We start from the raw sequence: 20,643 nt of genomic DNA on the forward strand, positions 1-20,643 counted from the left end.
ATACTTTACCAGTACGTTAAATAATTAAAACGTTTTTCAAAATTTATTCGTATTTTTATGTCCGAATTATTGACATAGGAGCCTAATATGAAACTGTATGAATTGAATATTAGTTTTGATGAAGCTATTTTGATTTTTCTGGGTTCCGGAAATTGAAGTTGAGGAAATTCTATCAAATTCATAAGTAAGAACTAAAAATAACCAAGTGAAAATATATCTACATATTCTAATAAGGTTGAAGTACGAGCTAAGTGTAATTCACATAGCTCTTTTTTTGTGCCTAAAAGGGGGACAGATCGATGGAAGAAGTAAAACTAAAACATATTTTTGACGGAACACATTAATACGGTTTGTGATGCTAAAGATATTATATCAAGGCTGAATTTATCTAATGTCATTAGTAGTAATGTTTGCGGATGAACTAGGGTACTAAGAACTACCATTTTTTATCAGAAGCGACAGTGAATACATCATAGACATGGAGTATGTGGTTTCAGACCTTATATTAAATAACGATACAGGGCTAGAAATCAGTATAGTTAATTTTTTAGATATGGCAGATTTTAAAATTAATCCGAACACTTGAATAAAAAAATACCCATAGTAAATGTAGAATGGTTGTAACGACACAAACCATGAAAGGAAACATTTACTATGAGTACATCTACTTTATCACAATTTGAACGTGGAGCCATATATCAATTGTTAAAAGATGGTTATTCTCAAAATTCAATTGCTAAGAAACTTAATCGTTCTAAATCTACAATTAGTTATGAATTACACCGGATGAATAAATATGACCCTGTTTTGGCTCAAAGTGATGCTAATTATAAACGCACTATGTGCGGACGAAAAACAACACTTACCCCCAAATACGCCATAATTATTAGTAATCATCTTCGATTGACTTGGTCTCCTGAACAGATCGCTCTACATTTCAATCTATGTACTATGAAACACGTGGAACCTTTAAGATTGAGGCTACAATTGATCAAAAACCAGATAACGTTAATAAGAGAAATGAATTTGGGCACTGGGAGGCAGATACTATTCTGTCATCTCGTGGTCAATCAAAACAATGTCTAGCTACCTTTGTGGAACGACGTAGTAGATTTATTTGGGCAATTAAAATTTCAGATCGTACCAAGAAATCTATGAATAAAGTTTTTTCAACCTTTATGAATCGATTTAGTTCAAGTATTGAATCTATTACGATTGATCATGGGAAAGAATTTTCAGGCTATCAAGAGTTGAATAAAAACTACAATTTACCTGTATATTTTGGCCATCCTTATTCCCCATGGAAACGAGAATCAAATGAATACTTTAATCGAAAATTGCGTTGATTTTTTCCTAAAAAGACTAATTTTAATCTTGTATCCGAGGACGAAATATTTGAAGCGCTTGAATTAATTAATAATAGGCCATTAAAAATATTGAGCGTAAATACTGCCATGTCTACATTTAGGAAATATTTTGATAGGTGTTCGGATTAAAGTTGCAATCTGCTTTATCATAATATGTTTATGAAAAGAATTTAATTAACTAATAATATTATGATATACTTATTATAATTAATTTTGTCGGTTGAGCGTAAGCTTCAAGAATTGTTAGTCGGGGAACTAACTTTTTTGAAGCTTTTTTAATGCTAGGAGAAATCATGGACTATCTATTATTGTTTTTGTTAATTATTGTTACAATTGTGCTTGGAAAAACAGGTACATACTTCGGGTTGTCTGAAGTAGTTGGACAATTATTATCTGGTCTCTTTTTAGGGACAAGTTTTTTGAATATAGTACACCCAAACGACTTAATTCATTTGATTGCTGAGATAGGTGTTTTTCTATTGATGCTAAACTCAGGACTAGATTCTGACTTAAAAGAAATGAAAAAACATGTTAAAAATTCTTCTATGATTGCTGGGGCAGGAGTACTTTTGCCGGCTGTCACTTTCCCAATTGCATTTTTAGCACTTGGATATAGTATGCAAGTCTCAATTTTTTCTGGGGTAGTTTTTTCAGCAACATCGATTTCTATTACTTTAGCTGTTTTAGCTGAACAAAATAAACTAGCCACCCCAATGGGCGCAATTATTCTTTCAGCAGCTGTTTTGGATGATATTATGGCTTTAACAGCAGCAACATTGTTCTTAATTTTTATTGGTGGAAGAACGTTAGGAATAAGCAATTTACTACCTTTATTTGCATTTGCATTGGGTTTGTTTTTGAGAAAATTTAATTTTTCTGAAGTACTTGGCCTTATGATTACAAAATCCGGAAATTGTTTTTTTTACCCCGTATTTTTTGGATCGATTGGGCTAGAGGTGTCAGTAAAGAGTCTAAATAATAAATTGTTGGCCGTCATAATATTTAGTGTACTAGCTATAATCACTAAATTCTATGGTTCATATATGGGAGCTAAGCTATCGGGACTTAATGTTAATATGTCAAACGCAATTGGATCGGGCATGATATCTAGAGGGGAGATGGCACTAGTTATTATCCAAATTGGGATATCATCGCGTATTCTTAATAAAGATACATCTTCAGAATTTATAGCCGCAGTAATCATCTCAACTGTAGTAGCTCCAATAATAATGAAACCATTATTTAAAAAAGTATAACTAAATGTATTTTTTGAGCTAAGCCTGAATTCTAAATTCGTTTGGCGACTGCTCTTTTTTGTAGCTTTTTATTATGGTTATAAAATATTATGCTAACAGATATTACATATATTCCTGTTAAAGATACTTAGGTTTATCTAGCTAGTATCTTTAATCCCGTAACCCGACGGTTTATTTATTACAAATTTGGAAATCATATGGCCAAGGAATTAGCAACTGGCTTTATTAATCAAGTTGCAGTAAAGCCTGTTAAACTAAGAATTATTCATAGAGATATGGGTTGTCAATATACCAGCGATTTATTTGAAAGTACTTTAATGACGTTGGAAATTAAGCATTGAAAGCTTTCACTCAATTTTGAAACGTGAATACATTTTTAACGCTCTAATTTACACTTTAAGTGCAACAAAAAACCTCGTAATTAAAATTCTGTACAATGATGTTGACTAAAACATCTACTGAAAGGAATAAATTATGAGTTCTTATCGCCATATTACCATAAGGAGAAAGAGAAAGTCTTTATATTATGCGACACGATTCTTTATCAATTAATTCCATTGCTAAAAGCCTCAATCGAACATCAACTATTTCTCGAGAATTAAATCGAAACAAATATTCTACATCTAAAATCCAATCACGCTATCATACATACAAAACTCATTGTGGCATAAAGGCCATCATTAAGTAATTTGAAAGTATTGCCATTAAATTATGACAATCGTGGAATTATCAAGAAACTCGTGAGAATATTAACATTTCAAATCCAATCAGTCAACGGCCTAAAGAAGCTAATCAACGTCAAGAAATCGGTCACTGAGAACTAGATACTGTGACTGGCAAAAAACAGTACATTCTTTTGTTGTAACGCTTGCTGATAGGAAATAAAGATATACTTTAGTTTAAAAACCTATCATGAAAAACTCAGAGCCCGTCACTAATCCTTATTAACCAACTTGCCCAAAAATAAGCTAAAGACGATCCCCTACGATAGGGTGGAATGATTTTCCAGACATAATAAAATCACTAAGTACTTTAAAGCAGAGTTTTATTTTTCAAACCCACCGCCCCTTGGCAAAATAGGGACAAGTGAAAACAACAATGGACTAATTCAAGAATATTTGCCTAAAAGAAAGGACATAAATAAAGCAAATGAAATATATGTTAATTGCTTCACAAAAAATTAAACAAGCAACCTAAAAAATGCTTAGGCTGTAAAACACCGTATGAGGTATTTTGTCAAAAATGGATAGTCAAAATATGCACTACAATCATCATAAAGTTTTACTTGTTGATATTAATGCGATCGATGTCGAAAATATTATTTTTTACATGTTAACATGAATACACGTGAAAAATTCATGATACTTTACATCATTACCAATATTTCTATGTCGTGATTCCAGAAGAACACGCCACGTTTAAGGTGGAAAATGGCTAAAAAGGTTCACCATAACCCAATTAAAAACGGGAATATTTAAAGTTACTAAACAAGATTTTATTTCAGTTAATAGTGTTACAGAGTATTAATTGTAGAATCAACATAGTTTCAATTTTGACTAACAACACAAGATTGCAATTAATTTTACAATTCTACTTATTAGTTGCTACTAAGGTCTCTAGTTATTATTGCCCCATTAATTATTACCTACTGTATATGGTAATCAGAATTACTGCTGGAATTTGCATTATTATTAAAAATTTTAAAAACACCTAAGAACAAAAATATTGCATTTAAAAGACCATATTTCTACAAAAGTGAGACACGGTACTTTAAATTACCTAGAATTGAATTCATTTTGAATTGCGCTAACAATATTTCGAGCAGCATGGCCATCACCATAAGGGTTCTTAGCCATAGCCATCGTTTGATATATTTTAGGGTTTCCCAGCAGTTCCGTCATAGCTTTCATAACAAATGACTCTTTGGTCCCAACTAATTTAAGTGTCCCAGCTTCCACTCCTTCAGGTCGCTCAGTAGTATCTCTTAGGACCAAAACAGGTTTACCTAATGAAGGCGCTTCTTCTTGAACCCCACCAGAATCCGTCATGATAAAGTAACTTTGGGCAGATAAATTATGAAAATCTATTACATCAAGTGGTTTGATTAAATGAATTCTTTCATGATTTCCTAAAACATCACGTGCAACTTTTTGAACAGACGGACTTAGATGAACGGGGTAGACAACTTCAATATCTGTAAAAGCATCAACAACTTTACGAATTGCCTGGAAAACTTGAAGCATAGGTACACCTTGATTTTCCCGCCGATGCATGGTCACTAAGATCATCTTATTATTAGAATCATTTAGTTTGAACATGCTATTGTTGTAATCATCATTTACAGTTTTCTTGAGCGCATCAATAGCAGTATTACCAGTAATATAAATATTGTTAGCAATATGATTCTCTTTAATCAAATTATCGTAACTCTGTTGCGTAGGAGCAAAATACATATCACTTAGTATATCAGTCATTTGACGGTTCATTTCTTCAGGAAACGGACTATACTTATTCCATGTTCTTAACCCAGCTTCCACATGACCCAGCTTGATATGATGATAAAAGGCAGAGAGACTGGCCGCAAAACTTGTCGTTGTATCACCATGTACTAAAATAATATCTGGTTTTTCTTGTTCAATAATTATATCTAATTGAACTAATATACGACTAGTTATTTGACTTAATGTTTGGTTAGCCTTCATAATATCAAGATCAAAATCAGGAGTGATTCTAAAGATATCTAAAACCTGATCTAACATTTGCCGATGCTGTGCCGTAATCACCGTAACACTCTCAAAAGCATCAGAGTTTTCTTTTAATTCTAAAATAATTGGAGCCATTTTTATGGCTTCAGGACGTGTACCAAAAATAGACATTACTTTAATTTTTTTCATGATATATATCTCCATTTTTTTGACTAAATATATATATCATTATATAATTAACTTTATATATTTTAAAGCTTATAATTTGTTTTGAGTTACATATTTAAATTCATTCTAAATACGAAAAATGAGTAGTAATCATGATCAAAAAAAACAAAATCGTAATATTAATGATAATTTTGGCTGTAACCGGCCTTTTTTTAAGTATAAAAATTACGATGAAACATAGTAATACCGTAAGGACTGATAATATACCTTTAACTAAAAATATAAAATTAAATCAATATCCACAACAACAACAAAATTTAGTTAACTTTATTAAAAAAAATCTGCTAACGAGCAATGGTATTTATACGAGCACTTTAGCCGTTGACAATGCTGATAGCAAGGACCATTTGGCAACTGGCAAGGAAATGCTTACTGAATCTTCTGGAATCTGGTTACAATATTTAGTATCTGTTGACTCAAATGACTCAAAAAAATCATTTGAGAGCTTTTATAAAAATACGAAAGCAACCTTTTGGCGCAATAATCAATTTAATTATCGTTTTGACCCAATTAATAAAGAATTGTCGAGTGTAAATGCTACATTAGACGATTTAAGAATTGTAAAATCATTAATTATGTATGATCAAAAATATAAAACCAATTTTTATGAAAAAGATATAAATGAAATATGCCAAAGTTTAAAAAAATCTGTCATAAAAAAAGATGTACTACTTGATTATTATGATCCTATTCTCAAAAAAGGGGCGGATGTAAGTAGCTTGGCATATTACGATTTAGCTACTTTAAAATTGTTAGAGCAGAATAGTCACAACCAAAAAATATATAAACACCAAGTTGAAATTGTCAAAGATGGTTATATTTCTGATGACTTCCCATTATATGCACGTAATTTTAATGTAAGTAGTGGTATTTATAGTTCTGATGATTTAAATACTTCAGAAGGCTTAGAGGTATTATTACACATGGCCCAAGTCGGAGAACTACGACCAACCAGTAAAAGATGGCTCATTGAAAGAGTAAATAATAATAATCTATTTAATGGTTATTCAATTAAGGGCACTCCTGTAAGTCATGAAACTTCAGTTGCTAATTATGCTTTAGCGGCCCAAATTTTTAAACTGACAAATGACAAAAAATCTTATGATAATGCAATGTCTATCATCTGGCAGAGCCAACTTAAAAGTGGGAAATATATCGGTGGATTGGGTGATGATAAAACCAAACAATTTTATTCATATAATAATTTAAATGCATTAATTGCGGCTGAATAAAACATCAAACTTCAAGAGGTGTAGATTAATAATGCGAACTAGGGTTAAAAAAAAATTTTTGAATTTTATGACACCTTCAATTTTAGCTCTAATTTTAACGATATCAATTGTTGGACCATTATTATTTAATAATTATCCGAATGGTTATGCTGATAACGGCGATTTTTGGAGAGTTATTTATCAAAATGGTCTTTATCCATCGTTAAAGGATAATTCTGACACATATAAATTTGTCGTACAGCATTACAATATAATGCAATATTATAACGAACATCCAACTATCATTCATTCATCACAAAATTTATTCGTCCAAATTGCAATTTGGATTAATAAAATCTTTTATAGTAAAACCATTTTTGATATTAGATTTATGGGGCTAGTATATTTTATACCTTTTTGTGGAGCTATTTACTTCTTGACAGAGGCATTGACTCTAGGCAAGAAAAATTTTACAAATTATGGAATTAGCATTTTAATTGTTTTTGTTTTTGCTGATTCTTCATTTACGCTCTACATGAATTCTTTATTCGCTGAAGCAGGGGGCTATATCTTGTTGATAATTGCCGTTGCCATGTTATTACTCTACAGTAGACAACGCTATCAGAAAAGATGGCCACTACTCTTAATATATTTTATATGCACTATTTTATTTGTTTTCAATAAGCAACAGAATGCTCCTTTGGCCTTAAGTCTTGTTTTTATTTCCGTTAGCATCCTTCTAACTCAAAGACTGAAAAATCATCGTATTTACATAATTTCGGGAATACTTACAATCTTAACTATGGGAGTTATTACATTTCTTTTAATTCCAAAGGAATTCAATGATATTAATATGTATCAAAGCTTTTCAAATGGTGTAGTTTTATATACAGATTCAGATCCCAGCAAACAAATTGAAAAAGAAGGTATTAATGGTCAGTTTGGTTTAACACGAGGAAGTGCCTATAATCCAAAAAACTATGCGGATATTAATCCACCCGCAGAATATACTCAGCAACATTTAACGAAAAAAATTAAAACTACATGGCTTATAAAATACTATCTAAAACACCTTAATCAATTCAATCGCCTACTAGACTTAGCAGCTCAAGATCTAATGATAACTCAGCCTCAAGCCGTTGGAGATTATACTAGACAATCGGGTGCTAAGCCATACGCTCAAATTAAATTTTTTACTGGCTTTAGTACACTAATGAAGGCAATATTCCCACAAAAATTCACTTTCTTAATTTTATTAACATTTACTTTAGCCTTCATTAATTCTGTAGCCATGTATGATGACTTTAAAAATAAAAATAGTCAAAACCCTGGTACAATTCGCTGGTTTATGATTATGGGATTGATGAGTATGGCAATTGGAATTCCAATTATTTCAGTTATTGGAGATGGTGATGCTGATTTAGCAAAACACTTATTTTACGCTCCAGTTGCGATTAATCTAATTTTAGTCATTATGATTGCAGATATACTCAATCATCAACTCTGGCATTTTAATCAACAAAGAGAAGAGAATTATGTTTAAAAAAATATGGTTAATTTTAATTACATTAATTATGGGAATGTTTTTTTTCAATACCGTGGGTCATGCTGATGCCAATAATCCCCTAGTTTTATTGGTTTATGATTCTTATAATACTGACAATAACAAAGCAGATAATGCGTATTCTCTTAACCGATTATTAGTTAGTACAGGTTGTAATGTGAAAATGATTCCCATTAATGAGTATCACTCTGGAACCTTGGATAAGGGTGCTTATGATGGGGTTATCACCTTAATTAATTGGCCTGAACATGAACAAGATAATCAAAATCTTGTAAAGGACCGCTTAAAATTTAAAGGTATCCAAATTCATATCGGTGGAAATGTAAATTTAAATGAAATTAGTGCTATCAATGGTGTATTCCTCGATTATTATCAACGTGATTGGCTACTCATTGATCAAACTCGAAAACTTGATCAGCATTTACCCCATTTAGATAAATTAACAGTATTTGATCAACTACCATCTGATACTAATACGATTGGATCCCTCAAAATACAAGGTCAAGATCGTTTATTCCCATATGGGGTTATGAGAAACAATCAAGCTTATGTTCCATATTATAATAGCAATGATGACAGTATCTTCTTAATAGCATCATTAATTAAAACAATGTTTCATTTGCCAGATACATCAAGTAAGCCTCTACTAACCATTACCGGTGTTACCCCCTATACAGATTTAAATGTACTAAATGAACTTTCTACTTATTTTAAAAACTTCAATCAAACGTTCGCTATTTCAGTAAATATTCCAAATGATAACTTCGATTTATACGCTTATCAAAAATTTAGTAATGCATTGAATCTTGTAACGCAAAAAGGTGGGCTTATCTTCATTAAAAATCCATACGTAGGTGATAATGGACCGGCTAATAACACTATTGAAATGTTACATAACCAAACACAAACCAGTGTTAACCATTTATTAGATCGAAATGTCTACCCAATTGGAGTAGGGTTGGATGAATATTGGTTACGTGATAAAACTTATCGGCATGGATTTAGTAACATCTCTAATACACAAATATTATTTAATAATCCTTCCCAATTCGGGTTTGCACAGCAAGACGATTTTAGTAAGACAGTTAAAAATTCATTTTACGCCGTAGATATGAACCAGATAAATTCAGACCATAGAGATATAACATTAAATAATAAAAATTTTAATTCAAATATACCTCTGGCCATAACTTTTGATATGCCAAATAATTTAAAAGCATTGAATAAGCTTAAAAAGAACGTTGAGTCAATAAAATTCTCACTGTTTACTCATGATAGTTTAGATACTAAATTATCTACAAAGGATCATGAAATTATGTTTTCAAATAACCAATACCTATTAGATGGACAACTAGCAGACCGTCATAATGTTGATATTAAAATTAAAAAAGCACCTAAATATCAACCTGTCAAAAATTGGGGTAATATTTTTTTCGAAGCTCAAAATAATATGATGTTAATATTTTTCATTATAACCTTTATTATCTTAGGTATTTATTTAGTTATAGGACGTAAGGCTTACATGAAAATGTTCAAACGTAGTAAACATTCAGAAAGAGGTGATTAAAATTTCTATTCTAGATATTTCGTTATTTTTTGCAATTATTTCAATTTGGGGCATTATGATTGTAAATGTAATATTGACAATCGCTGGCTATACTAATTACTTAAAGTGGTCTAAAACACCTGCCCCACAACTTCAAAATACAATTCCTTTTGTTTCAATAATGGTGCCCGCACATAATGAGGGGCTTGTTATCGTCAAAACCATTCAATCATTATTAGCATTTGATTATCCTACCGATAAGTATGAAATTATTGTTATTAATGACAATTCAAATGACAATTCCGCTGAGCTACTAAAAAACTTACAACAGGTGCATCCAACTCGTAATTTAACAGTTATTAATACCGATCAGATCACAGGGGGGAAGGGTAAGTCCAATGCCTTAAATATTGGATTAAAAAGATCCCGTGGTTCTGTTATTTCAATTTATGATGCCGATAATACCCCGGAACGTGGTGCGCTCAGATATTTAGTTGCTGAATTACTGTCTAACGATGAATACGGCGCAGTAATTGGTAAGTTTAGAACACGAAATAAAAATGCGTCTATTTTAACCCGGTTTATTAATATAGAAACATTATCTTTTCAATGGATGGCACAAGCTGGGAGACAACAATTATTTAAATTAGGAACCATTCCCGGTACGAATTATGTTATACGACGAAACATTATCGAACAAATTGGTGGATGGGATGAAAAAGCATTAGCTGAAGATACAGAAATCAGTTTCCAAATTTATTGGTTGGGACATCTAATTAAATTTCAACCGCTAGCGGTGACCTGGGAACAGGAACCACAAACGATGGATGTATGGTTCCATCAACGCACTCGTTGGGTTAAGGGTAATATATATGTTGTTTTAAAAAATTTTAAGAAGCTTTTTACTAAAGAAGGTAAACATATTCGTTTTGATTTAGTATATTTTTCATCAATATATTTTTTATTATTAGCATCATTAATCTTGTCCGATATTATCTTCATTTTATCAGTTGCTGGAGTTACTCATTCAACGCTCATAGGATTTAGTAATTCACTGTGGTTTATTGCAATTTTAAGTTTCATTGTTACAACTTTTATTACAATTACAACCGAAAAAGGTGAAATGAAAATAAGTAATTTATTCATAATTGTTGCTATGTATTTAATATATAGTCAGATGTGGTTAGCAGTAGCCTTATATGGGATGGTAGGATATGTTCGAGAACAAATTTTTCATAAAGAAGCCAAATGGTATAAAACAAAGCGCTATAAGTAAAAATATACAAGTTATTTTATTATTTATTGCTCTAGGAATTGGGATGCTTTATGGGCCCAATAATATTGTTTTAGCAGATAATGTAGCTGAACATCAGAGTTTTAGTCAAAATTTCAATAATTCGAACAGTACGATTTCTGGACGAAGCGTACACTATGATGTATTTTTTACTAAAATGAATTATTGGAATATTGATCAAGGACAAATTAATTTTAATTTCAAAATATCGCAATTAACTGATAATGACGTTTCTGATTTAACATTATCTATAAATGGAGTCAAATTCTATTCTTTTCGACCGGATTCAACGTCTGACCTGCAAAGCAAAACGATCGACATTCCAACAGATTTAATTCAAGATTCAAATCATTTACAAATATCAGGGCAGATAATGAATCAAGTTGATGACCAGACTATCATTGCTGAGACGCCAGCGAATTGGCTTACAGTTTATCAAGATTCAAATATTAACTTAAACTATTCTCTAACTGATGCAGCTGAAAAAATCAATGAATTTTACGCTCATTTTACGGGAATGGATACTGTCTTAAATCAAAAATCTGCAATCCAGATAAATCCCGAATTAACAGATCCAGAGATAGAGGCTAATCTATATGCTTTAACAGGTCTTGATCGTATTCTGTCAAATAAGGGTAAAATACCGCTTATTTCTAGTAATGATACCAGCATCGATAATTATAATTATCAAATCATCATTGCAAAACAGGATCATTTGCCAAAACGTTTTAAAAATATTGGTGCCAATTTAGATCAGGATCATGCTGTAATTCAAACTATTATTCAGCAAAATATACATTATCTAATCGTCACTGCCAAAAATCAGAAACAATTAATTAAGGCATCTCGTTTTATTGCCAATCCAGAATTAATGAATGAGACACAACAAGCAAAAAAGAAAATTTCAACTAATACTCAAACATTCATAGCAACATCCCAAAATAAAAACATTCAAAATATAACCCAAACGGAAACGTATTTGTCAGGTGCCGGGCACCATGAAGCGACTTATTCGCTTTCTATGCCGGTTAATCAAAATAATGCCAACGGTTCAAAAATTAAATTACACACAAAATATGCCAAAAATATCGACTTTAAGAACTCTCTAATTTCCGTCGAAATTGATGATAAAAAAATAGGTAGTCATCAACTCACAGCCCAAAAGGCAGATGATGATACATTCGAAGTAAAAATTCCAAATGGACAATCTCTTAGCAGAAACTTCAATCTAAAAGTTACTTTTGATTTGGTTAATAAATATAGTTCCTTAAATTCAACTCCTTGGGCAGTAATTGAACCACAATCTACTATCTCAATTAAGTCAGAACCAATGAATAATTTATTATTTGACAATTATCCAAGCACTTTTATCAAAAATAAAACTTTCGACAATATTGCATTAATCAGGCCTAAAAAAATCAATAGTTTTTATCTTGATACACTTGCTAGTTTATTTTATGGAATTGGGAATTATGCGGAACAAAATACGGGAAATATAACTATATACCAAAAAACTCCTAATAAAAGTCAACTCGCAAATAGTAGCATCATTGCATTTGGAACACCTAATGATAATGAATTTATAAAAAAGGCAAATAATGATTTGTATTTTAAATTTGATCATAATTTTCAAAACATAATTTCAAATGAAAAAATGAGTTTAGAAACCAAATACAGTCAAACAATTGGTACAGCTCAATTATTAAGATCTCCATATAACCAAAAGCGATCACTTTTAATTCTGACAGCGATTCACGATTCAGATGTCGCTATGGCTGCTAATCAAATTAGTTCACAAGATTCATTAGCTCAAATTCATGGGGATGCAATTGTTATTGATCAAAATAATCATAAACAAACTTACCGCTTTAAAAAAGACACCGCAGCTGATGCCCGTTTAGATCTGGATTTAAAGTTAAAGCGCAATCACAAATTAATTGTATACATTCTTATCTTTATTTTTATCTTAATTTCGTTGATTGGATCAGCAATCATGATTTTGCACAAAAATGGTAAGCTAACATTAGGAAGGAACAGTGATGAAAGATAATAAAAATAATTCTATTTTAAGCGATGTTTATTTATTAATTTTTTTAGCGTTAATTCTAACGACCGCAATTATTACCAATCTATCAGGTCAACTAATGATTAACGCCATTTACTTATTTATAACTATGCTTTTAATCTTAGTAACGTATTTCTTCAATCTGTTCATTGGTATCGCTTTTAATTTAATATTTATGTTTGGTCAAGCTTTGTATATGATATTTTTGAATACCGTCAATCATGGTGAAATAGATCTACTTCAAATTTACTGGTTAATAATCCCCATCTTATTATCGATTACATTTTATGCACTAACCATTCAATTTCGCCAACTACAAAGTGATAATTTAGATTTACAAGCCAGAATTGTCGAACAAGGCGCCTTTAACCCTAAGACACATTTAAGAACAACAGTCGCTTTTTTAGAGGACTCGAGTATCTTCACAGAAACAAGTCAGCGTTTCAACATACCAACAAGTGTTGTCGCAATTCAAATCCGTTATTTAGATCAATTACGGGAAATTATGAGTAATCGCCGGATTGATGAATTAATTCAATTAATAACTAGCGCATTGCGGCAAAGCACTCGTGGAAATGATATTTCTTACTTAATAAATGATAATGAGAATAGTTTAACATGGGCAATCTTACTTTATACTGATATTCAAGGTGCTCAAATAGTTGAAAAAAGAATTAAAGAAAATTTTGACAAATTATTATTAAATTCTAGTCTTTTAAAAGATATCGATATCAGTTTAAAAACTGGGGCCGTACAATACAATGAAGATGAAATTAAAAATACCAATGCATATATGGAAGCCGCAATTAAAGAAGTCGAGTACGATGTTTAAATGAAAATATTTCCATGAATTATGAATATAGTTGCTTTTTAGATTTTGAATACTATCAAAAAGAACTTTATTTAATTGTTGCAACTAATACTCATATCTAACCAAACGACCGATGAACTAACGAATCAATTAGTTCCTTGGTCATTTTTATTTATTAATAAAAATCATTGTAATTATGTAGTTCGTTATGAACAAATACATATTTATATGAATACACAAGAACACTAGCCAAGTACAATCGTAGATATGCTTTTTTAGTATTTATCCTAAATTTTTAAAATATTTATGCAACTTGTGACCAAAATCAAAATTCAATAAACGCTTGTCGACTCGTTGTCAGCCAACTCACAGCATGATCATTCTTGATCTACAATTAAATAAACCAGTAGAGTCAGCTGAATTAAGTAATCTTTGCTGGCTTTTTTAGATAGTATTTTTTATTTTAAAACTTGATACCTATCAATTTATATTTTAATAAAACAGCTTACAATCAATTTAATTACTAAATAAAGGGGTTTATTATGTCCTCGATACAAAATTTTTTTAAAAAGTTTCAAAAGGCCAATCTAATCGGTATGTCAACATTGTTAGGTTTCGCATTATTGTTCCACTTTATACACCTCAGCAAATTATCTCAAATACTAATATTATTAGTGGTGCTGATCGGTATTTTGCCAATTTTTTTACGTGCCATAAGTGCGTTACAATATAAAAGTATATCAATTGAGTTACTAATTTCGATTGCAGTGCTTGGAGCACTTATGATTCATGAATACGATGAAGCGGGAATCGTTGTATGGCTTTTTACCTTGGGCGATTGGTTACAGGTCATCATGTTAAGAAAGACGCGCCAATCAATTCGTGACCTAATTAAAACCGTCCCAACCACCGCGCTAAAAGTTAATACATCCGATGATCGTCATTATGAAGAGGTGGCTATTGATGAACTAGTTCCCAATCAATATATTTTAGTTAAAGCTGGATCTACAATCCCTGTTGACGGAGTAGTCGTGCAAGGAACCAGTTATGTTAACGAAGCTAGTATTACGGGTGAATCTAAACCAACCCACAAGATAGTATTATCCGATGTTTTCGCTGGTACGTTCGTTAATGATGGCACTATTGTTGTTAAAGTGAACAAAACTGGTGATGAAACTGTCTTTGGTAAATTGATTGAGTTAATTGAAGATGCACAGGATAGCCAGACCAAAGAACAGCAATTCATTGATCAATTTGCGCAATATTATACCCCGATGATCTTGATTTTAGGTATTGTGGTCGCCCTTTGGACAAAAAACATCGAAACCGCTATTACAGTACTAGTTTTAGGTTGCCCGGGGGCTTTGGTGATCGGTGTTCCTGTTTCAACCGTCATGGGGATTGGAATTGCGGCAAAAAATGGAATTATCACCAAAGGGGCTGCCAGTTTTAATATCCTAACTCAAAGAAATTATTTTATCTTTGATAAAACTGGTACTTTAACAATTGGTGAACCCACTGTCGTTAAGATTGAAAATTTAATGGGGGAGCAGGATAACAATCTCAAACTATTAGCTAGTATAGAAAATGAATCTAATCATCCTTTAGCACGCGCTATTTTAAAGATTAATAAAACAAATGACTTTTATCCAATTCAAGATATTCAGACAATTCCTGGCCAAGGGATAACGGCTCACATAGATCATCAATCAATCCTCGTGGGCAATCCAAAAATGATGCAAGCCAAACATATTAAAATCCCAGCATCAACTACCAATATAGCCGATTCCAAAGTCATTTTAACCGTTAATCAGCGGGTTCACATGATTTTAACTATCAATGATCAACTTCGTCCCAATATTCAGCAAAATTTGGAGCGAATTAAGCAACAAGGCGCTAAGAAACTAATTCTTTTATCTGGGGATAATCAAGAAGCTGTCGATGCCATCGCAAAAACACTACCTTTAGATCAAGCTAGTGGGAATCTATTACCAGCCGATAAACTCACCATCGTGAAGCAACTACAGCGTCAAGGTGAGTCTGTCGTCTTTGTTGGCGATGGGATCAACGATGGTCCGGCCTTAAGTCAAGCTGACTTAGGGATTGCCATGGGTGGCGGGACGGATATTGCAATCGAGGTTTCGGACTTAGTATTAGTTAAATCAAACCTAGCACAAATTCCACGAGCTATTAAACTTGCGCATGCTACTATGCATAATATGCAACAAAATATTTTTATCGCTTTAGCGACCGTCTTAATTTTATTCATAGGCTTATTTACTAATTTTGTCGATATGTCTATGGGAATGTTAGTCCATGAATTAAGTGTCTTATTAGTTGTTTTTAATGCTTTACGCTTAAATTATTTCAAATAATTTTTTAAAAGAGGAGTTATCAAAATGGCAAATTTTAAAGTAACAATGCAATTGGACGATTTATCATGTCCATCATGTATGATTAAGATTCAAAAAGCACTCACGGGTCAACCCGGCTTATCAAAGCTAAATGTGCTCTTTAACGCTAGTAAAATTAAACTAGTCCTAGATGATACAGCTAACAACATTGAAAATATTCAAAACATTCTAAATCATCTGGGCTATCCCGTCCAAAAAGTTACAGTGAAGGAGTAATCTAATGACTAATCAAACCAGTAAATATGAAGAAGAACTTCAACGGGCTGAATTTGAGCACCATTATCCTACTGCAGGTGCCATGATTGGTCATATCATTGCCAACTTATCCATTCATTCTTTAAAGATTAAGCAAGCTAGATTATTTGCAACGGACCATGCTCAATTATTTTTTACTCAGTTTGCGCAAGATTGGTATCAAAACGAACAAACTTATATTTGGCAATTGAGTCAAAGCCTAAGAGATGAAGATGAACTAATTCCAACTACTCAAAGCGAAATACAAACTTACACTGGGCTAACCGAGGATGCATCCCTTAAGTATCAGGCCGGAGCCGAACAATTATTTGATTTAATTAAAGATTTTGATACCCAATTACTTTATATTACAAAGGGAATCGCCTTAGCACAGAAAGAAAGCCATTTTGGTGAAATCAAGCAATTAGAACAACTCTACAGTTGGATTAAGGCTCAGATTACTCAAGGTCAGCTATTCTTAGGTCATTCGATTAAAGAGGGACTTTATGTTGAAAGCGAGGATGACGATGAATAATCAGCTCTGCGTACAACTTGTTCCTTTATTTCAAAAATTAATAAGGGCTGATCAAGAGGAGATCGAAAAAATTGTTCATCATACTTTAGTCCAAAAAGGCAATATCGTTTATGCACCTAATGAGGAACAACAGTTAATCATTCTGGAGGCAGGACGTGTCAAGGTCGAACGTTTAATGGAGAATGGGGATGCACACCTCCAAACGATGTTGTACGCTGGTGATTTCATCGGTGAGAATTGGTTATTTGGGACAAAAAATAATAATGTTTTTCTTACCGCGGAAGAAGATTCTCACGTTTGTCGAATCAACGCAGATCAATTTAAAAAATTATTAATTGAATTACCACAGTTAAGCTATGAACTGACTAAACATACTGTTAATAAGATCAATACAATTAACCAACAAAATTATTATTTAACTATTTATAAGACTAAAGACCGAATTATGACTTACTTGATGGACTTGATAGAGGAACAGGAAAGTTATACGATCAAATTACCATTTAATCTAAAGAATACGGCATCATATTTAGGAACGACACCCGAAACTATTTCACGTGTGCTGAAGGACTTAGTTGATAAGCAAGAAATAAAACGTTTGAGTCTGAACCGGTTTATCTTTTCTTCTAAAATACAAAAATAATATTTAACTATCATAATAATAAAGCTTTCTCAGTACTATAATGATGTTTATAGAATCGGTATCGTGAGCGATTGCGATAGGTAAATCAACTGAAAATCTATTAATATCTTTGGGATAGTCCAACTTTTCTTTTATGAGTTAATAATTTATAGCAATGCAGAGAGGGGATGTCACTCTAATCGGCATATTTTGATCAATTAAAAAATAGCTTAACATTAATTATTGTCACTATTAATATCCATTAAAAAAACTGATATCTAAGTTTAGATATCAGTTTTTTATGCTAATTTTTAAAATCGTAGAGCAGGAGGGTAAAAGTTCACTTACTTCATGTATACGACTTGCTTAATGTACCCATTTTATTAGTGTTATTTGCCTAAACTACTACTATTCAAGTTCTTCAATTGCCTGATTTCTCCGTTGCTGATCCGCATGAATATAAATTTTAGTCGCTGAATCTGTCGTTTGCCCTAAAGCTTGTTGAACATCCACAACCGAATTGGTTGCTCGATATAATTCAGTCCCAAAGGTATGCCGGAGCTTATGAGGGGTTGTTTCACGACCATAAGCTTTCGTCAATTTTTTAACCATTCGTTCAACTTGTGACTGGGAGATACGATAAACCTGTTGTCGGCTAGTTGAAAGGAATAGTGCAGCATGCTCATCTTGGCCAAAGCGCAATTGACGTTCAATTAGCCAATCTTGTAAGTAGGGTTCAGCCCAACCCGCATACTTAACTACATCTTCATGGTCACCTTTGCGCACAACGTGATTAATCAAGTGATTTTCTTGATCTAAATCAGTCAAATTAATATTTACTAATTCCGTAACACGTAAACCAGAAGCAACTAAGAGGGAAAAGATAGCATAATTACGTTGCTCGGTTTGCTCAAAAAGTTTTCGTGCCTGTGGTGATAATGAAGGTTTATATTCTAAACGAAGCCATTCTAAAAAATCAAATTTACGTTCACCATCAAAGATTTTCTGATTAATAGCATTGGCTTTCGCGTTTAAGGTAGCTTCACCAACTTTAAATTTAATTTTAGCCATTGGGTTATATGTCAGGTAACTATACGGTTGATTATTAGGATCAGTCGACTCCACCGTTAACCATCGAAAAAATCCGCGTAAGGTCATAATTCTAGTATTAATCGTATTCTTACCAATTAATTTTCCGGTTGTCTGCATCGGGGTTGATAACATTTCTGTAATATATTCCTGAATTTGTTCAGCTGTGATTTGAGCAATTGATTCCAATGTAAAATCTTGAATTTGTTCTATCTCGGAAGTAGGAGAGGTTGTTAAATACCAATCAAAAAATTGATGCAGATTCGAAATCGTTGTATACATAGTTGATGGTTGCATACCACTTGATATACGGTAACTATAAAAATTTTGTACGATTGGGGGCATAATTGCCAACTTTTTCTTCGTATTTTTAATAAATTGTTCTTTAGTAGTCATAATTAGCGTCCTAAATGTTAAATAATATGTTCATATTACCATATTTTAGTTCAATGTACGTACGGATATCGTTTGATAGCTATCGTTCCTAATCCAATTGGGTAGAGCGGAATAATAGTTTATTCTTCAAAAAATCATCATAAATTTTCAACCAAAATAATAGTATAATGGGCGTTAATAATATTACAATCCTTCTAGGAGCAGAGCATGATTCCACTAAATCTTATTACAAAATATCTCATTAATTCTTTTCAATCTATATCGGAAAATAAAGATAAAAACCATTCAGAATTATACCCAATTAATTATAAATATATCATATAGGTGAAATCATGAATAAAACTTTGCTCTTAATTGAAGATGAAGTAGCGCTAGCTAACTCTCTTGCAACTGAATTTAAATTTGAAAATTTTGATGTCTTAATTGCTAAAGATGGTCAAGATGGGTTAAAAACGTTTGAAAAATATACTAATATAATCGATATTATTATATTAGACTGGATGTTACCCAAAATGAGTGGTATGAATTTATTAAGAGAAATTCGTAAAATTAGTCAAGTTCCTATTATTATGCTTACAGCCCGTAATTACATTAGCGACAAAGTGATGGCCTTGTCAAATGGTGCAGATGACTATATTACAAAGCCATTTGAGTTAGAAGAGCTATTAATCCGGATTAAAGTCGCATTGCGACATACACAAAAGTCCGTTTCCGATCAATTAATATCAATTAATAATTTAAAAATTAATCTTGAAAAAACCCGGGTCTGTATCGACGATAAAATCATTGCTTTAACTAAACGCGAGTGCGATTTATTGGTCTACTTAATGACTAATAAGGATCGCACTTGTTCTCGCAATGATCTTTTAGATGCCGTTTGGGGCGTGGATTTCACAGGTCAACCGAATATAGTTGATGTCTACATTCGTAACTTAAGGCACAAAATACCTAGGAATTTAATCCATACGATCCGGAATCAAGGTTACATGATTTCAAATAATTATATTGAATAGCAGGGAATAGTTTGTAATGAATAAGACCAATGGATTCAATCATCTTCATTTCGTTATGCCAGGTATCACATCCATTCGTAATCAAAGTGGTGAACCAAGGAATTGGTATTTCATAATACGAAAAAAAGCATATATCTGAGCGCTTTTATCGTAGTGATGAAATTCGCGGTCATATCTCTAGAACTTAGTTAGGGTTATCAATTGCTCAAGAACTAGCCCAAAATATCAATGCCGAAATATTAATTAACAATAATCGACCCCAAAGAAGTATTTTTTCATTCATAATCTCTCAA

At 32.1% G+C, this 20,643-nt stretch carries 14 protein-coding genes and 3 pseudogenes; 15 read left to right on the top strand and 2 right to left on the bottom strand.

Features of this window, described 5'->3' with window-relative positions; translation table 11 throughout:
• The first annotated feature begins 654 nt into the window (after positions 1 to 654).
• The 4 genes and pseudogenes from G7084_RS05080 to G7084_RS08440 form a co-directional block, all read left to right on the top strand.
• Positions 655 to 1,496, top strand: a pseudogene (locus G7084_RS05080) (IS30 family transposase).
• Between the two features lie 164 nt (positions 1,497 to 1,660).
• The gene (locus G7084_RS05085; protein WP_166010639.1) at positions 1,661 to 2,623 is read left to right on the top strand and encodes a cation:proton antiporter; all 963 of its coding nucleotides are present in this window, start codon (positions 1,661 to 1,663) and stop codon (positions 2,621 to 2,623) included.
• Between the two features lie 86 nt (positions 2,624 to 2,709).
• A pseudogene (locus G7084_RS08260) lies at positions 2,710 to 2,998 on the top strand (DDE-type integrase/transposase/recombinase); the annotation flags it as partial.
• Between the two features lie 142 nt (positions 2,999 to 3,140).
• Positions 3,141 to 3,311, top strand: a pseudogene (locus G7084_RS08440) (hypothetical protein); the annotation flags it as partial.
• 1,087 nt (positions 3,312 to 4,398) lie between these two features.
• On the opposite strand, the gene wecB reads toward G7084_RS08440, so the two are convergent.
• Positions 4,399 to 5,517 (bottom strand): non-hydrolyzing UDP-N-acetylglucosamine 2-epimerase, encoded by a 1,119-nt coding sequence (wecB, locus tag G7084_RS05100; protein ID WP_166010645.1) that lies wholly within the window; start codon positions 5,515 to 5,517, stop codon positions 4,399 to 4,401.
• Positions 5,518 to 5,648: 131 nt separating this feature from the next.
• On the opposite strand from wecB, the gene G7084_RS05105 reads away from it, so the two are divergent.
• The 10 genes from G7084_RS05105 to G7084_RS05150 all read left to right on the top strand — a co-directional run bounded on the left by G7084_RS05105 (position 5,649) and on the right by G7084_RS05150 (position 17,873).
• Positions 5,649 to 6,788 (top strand): hypothetical protein, encoded by a 1,140-nt coding sequence (locus G7084_RS05105; protein ID WP_166010647.1) that lies wholly within the window; start codon positions 5,649 to 5,651, stop codon positions 6,786 to 6,788.
• Between the two features lie 67 nt (positions 6,789 to 6,855).
• Entirely contained in the window at positions 6,856 to 8,310 is a 1,455-nt protein-coding gene (gene wsfD / locus G7084_RS05110; RefSeq protein WP_246163746.1) for a glycan biosynthesis hexose transferase WsfD, read from the top strand.
• Complete coding sequence (locus tag G7084_RS05115; protein WP_166010649.1) at positions 8,303 to 9,898, top strand: hypothetical protein; 1,596 nt, start codon at positions 8,303 to 8,305, stop codon at positions 9,896 to 9,898. The genes wsfD and G7084_RS05115 overlap by 8 nt, the downstream gene beginning before the upstream one ends.
• Before the next feature lies 1 nt (position 9,899).
• Complete coding sequence (locus G7084_RS05120; protein WP_206212063.1) at positions 9,900 to 11,153, top strand: glycosyltransferase family 2 protein; 1,254 nt, start codon at positions 9,900 to 9,902, stop codon at positions 11,151 to 11,153.
• Positions 11,092 to 13,221, top strand: a complete 2,130-nt coding sequence (locus tag G7084_RS05125) for a cellulose biosynthesis cyclic di-GMP-binding regulatory protein BcsB (protein WP_246163748.1) — start codon at positions 11,092 to 11,094, stop codon at positions 13,219 to 13,221. Before G7084_RS05120 ends, G7084_RS05125 begins: the two co-directional genes overlap by 62 nt.
• On the top strand, positions 13,211 to 14,068 hold the full coding sequence (locus G7084_RS05130; RefSeq protein ID WP_166010653.1) for a GGDEF domain-containing protein: 858 nt from the start codon (positions 13,211 to 13,213) through the stop codon (positions 14,066 to 14,068). The genes G7084_RS05125 and G7084_RS05130 overlap by 11 nt, the downstream gene beginning before the upstream one ends.
• Positions 14,069 to 14,643: 575 nt before the next feature.
• Complete coding sequence (locus G7084_RS05135; RefSeq protein ID WP_246163896.1) at positions 14,644 to 16,422, top strand: heavy metal translocating P-type ATPase; 1,779 nt, start codon at positions 14,644 to 14,646, stop codon at positions 16,420 to 16,422.
• Between the two features lie 24 nt (positions 16,423 to 16,446).
• Positions 16,447 to 16,677, top strand: coding sequence for a heavy-metal-associated domain-containing protein (locus G7084_RS05140; protein WP_166010657.1), 231 nt, complete (start codon positions 16,447 to 16,449; stop codon positions 16,675 to 16,677).
• A gap of 4 nt (positions 16,678 to 16,681) precedes the next feature.
• Positions 16,682 to 17,230: a DNA-binding protein gene (locus tag G7084_RS05145; RefSeq protein WP_166010659.1), complete on the top strand. Its 549-nt coding sequence runs from the start codon at positions 16,682 to 16,684 to the stop codon at positions 17,228 to 17,230.
• Positions 17,202 to 17,873: a Crp/Fnr family transcriptional regulator gene (locus tag G7084_RS05150; protein WP_246163750.1), complete on the top strand. Its 672-nt coding sequence runs from the start codon at positions 17,202 to 17,204 to the stop codon at positions 17,871 to 17,873. The genes G7084_RS05145 and G7084_RS05150 overlap by 29 nt, the downstream gene beginning before the upstream one ends.
• A gap of 387 nt (positions 17,874 to 18,260) precedes the next feature.
• Here the strand turns inward: G7084_RS05150 and xerS are convergent, their stop codons facing one another.
• Complete coding sequence (gene xerS, locus G7084_RS05155; RefSeq protein WP_166010661.1) at positions 18,261 to 19,337, bottom strand: tyrosine recombinase XerS; 1,077 nt, start codon at positions 19,335 to 19,337, stop codon at positions 18,261 to 18,263.
• Between the two features lie 332 nt (positions 19,338 to 19,669).
• Here xerS and G7084_RS05160 point away from each other — a divergent pair, with 332 nt between their 5' ends.
• Positions 19,670 to 20,350, top strand: a complete 681-nt coding sequence (locus tag G7084_RS05160; RefSeq protein WP_166010663.1) for a response regulator transcription factor — start codon at positions 19,670 to 19,672, stop codon at positions 20,348 to 20,350.
• Positions 20,351 to 20,643 lie beyond the last annotated feature (293 nt).

The sequence above is a fragment of the Weissella coleopterorum genome, from assembly GCF_011304355.1.
Classification (GTDB): domain Bacteria; phylum Bacillota; class Bacilli; order Lactobacillales; family Lactobacillaceae; genus Weissella; species Weissella coleopterorum.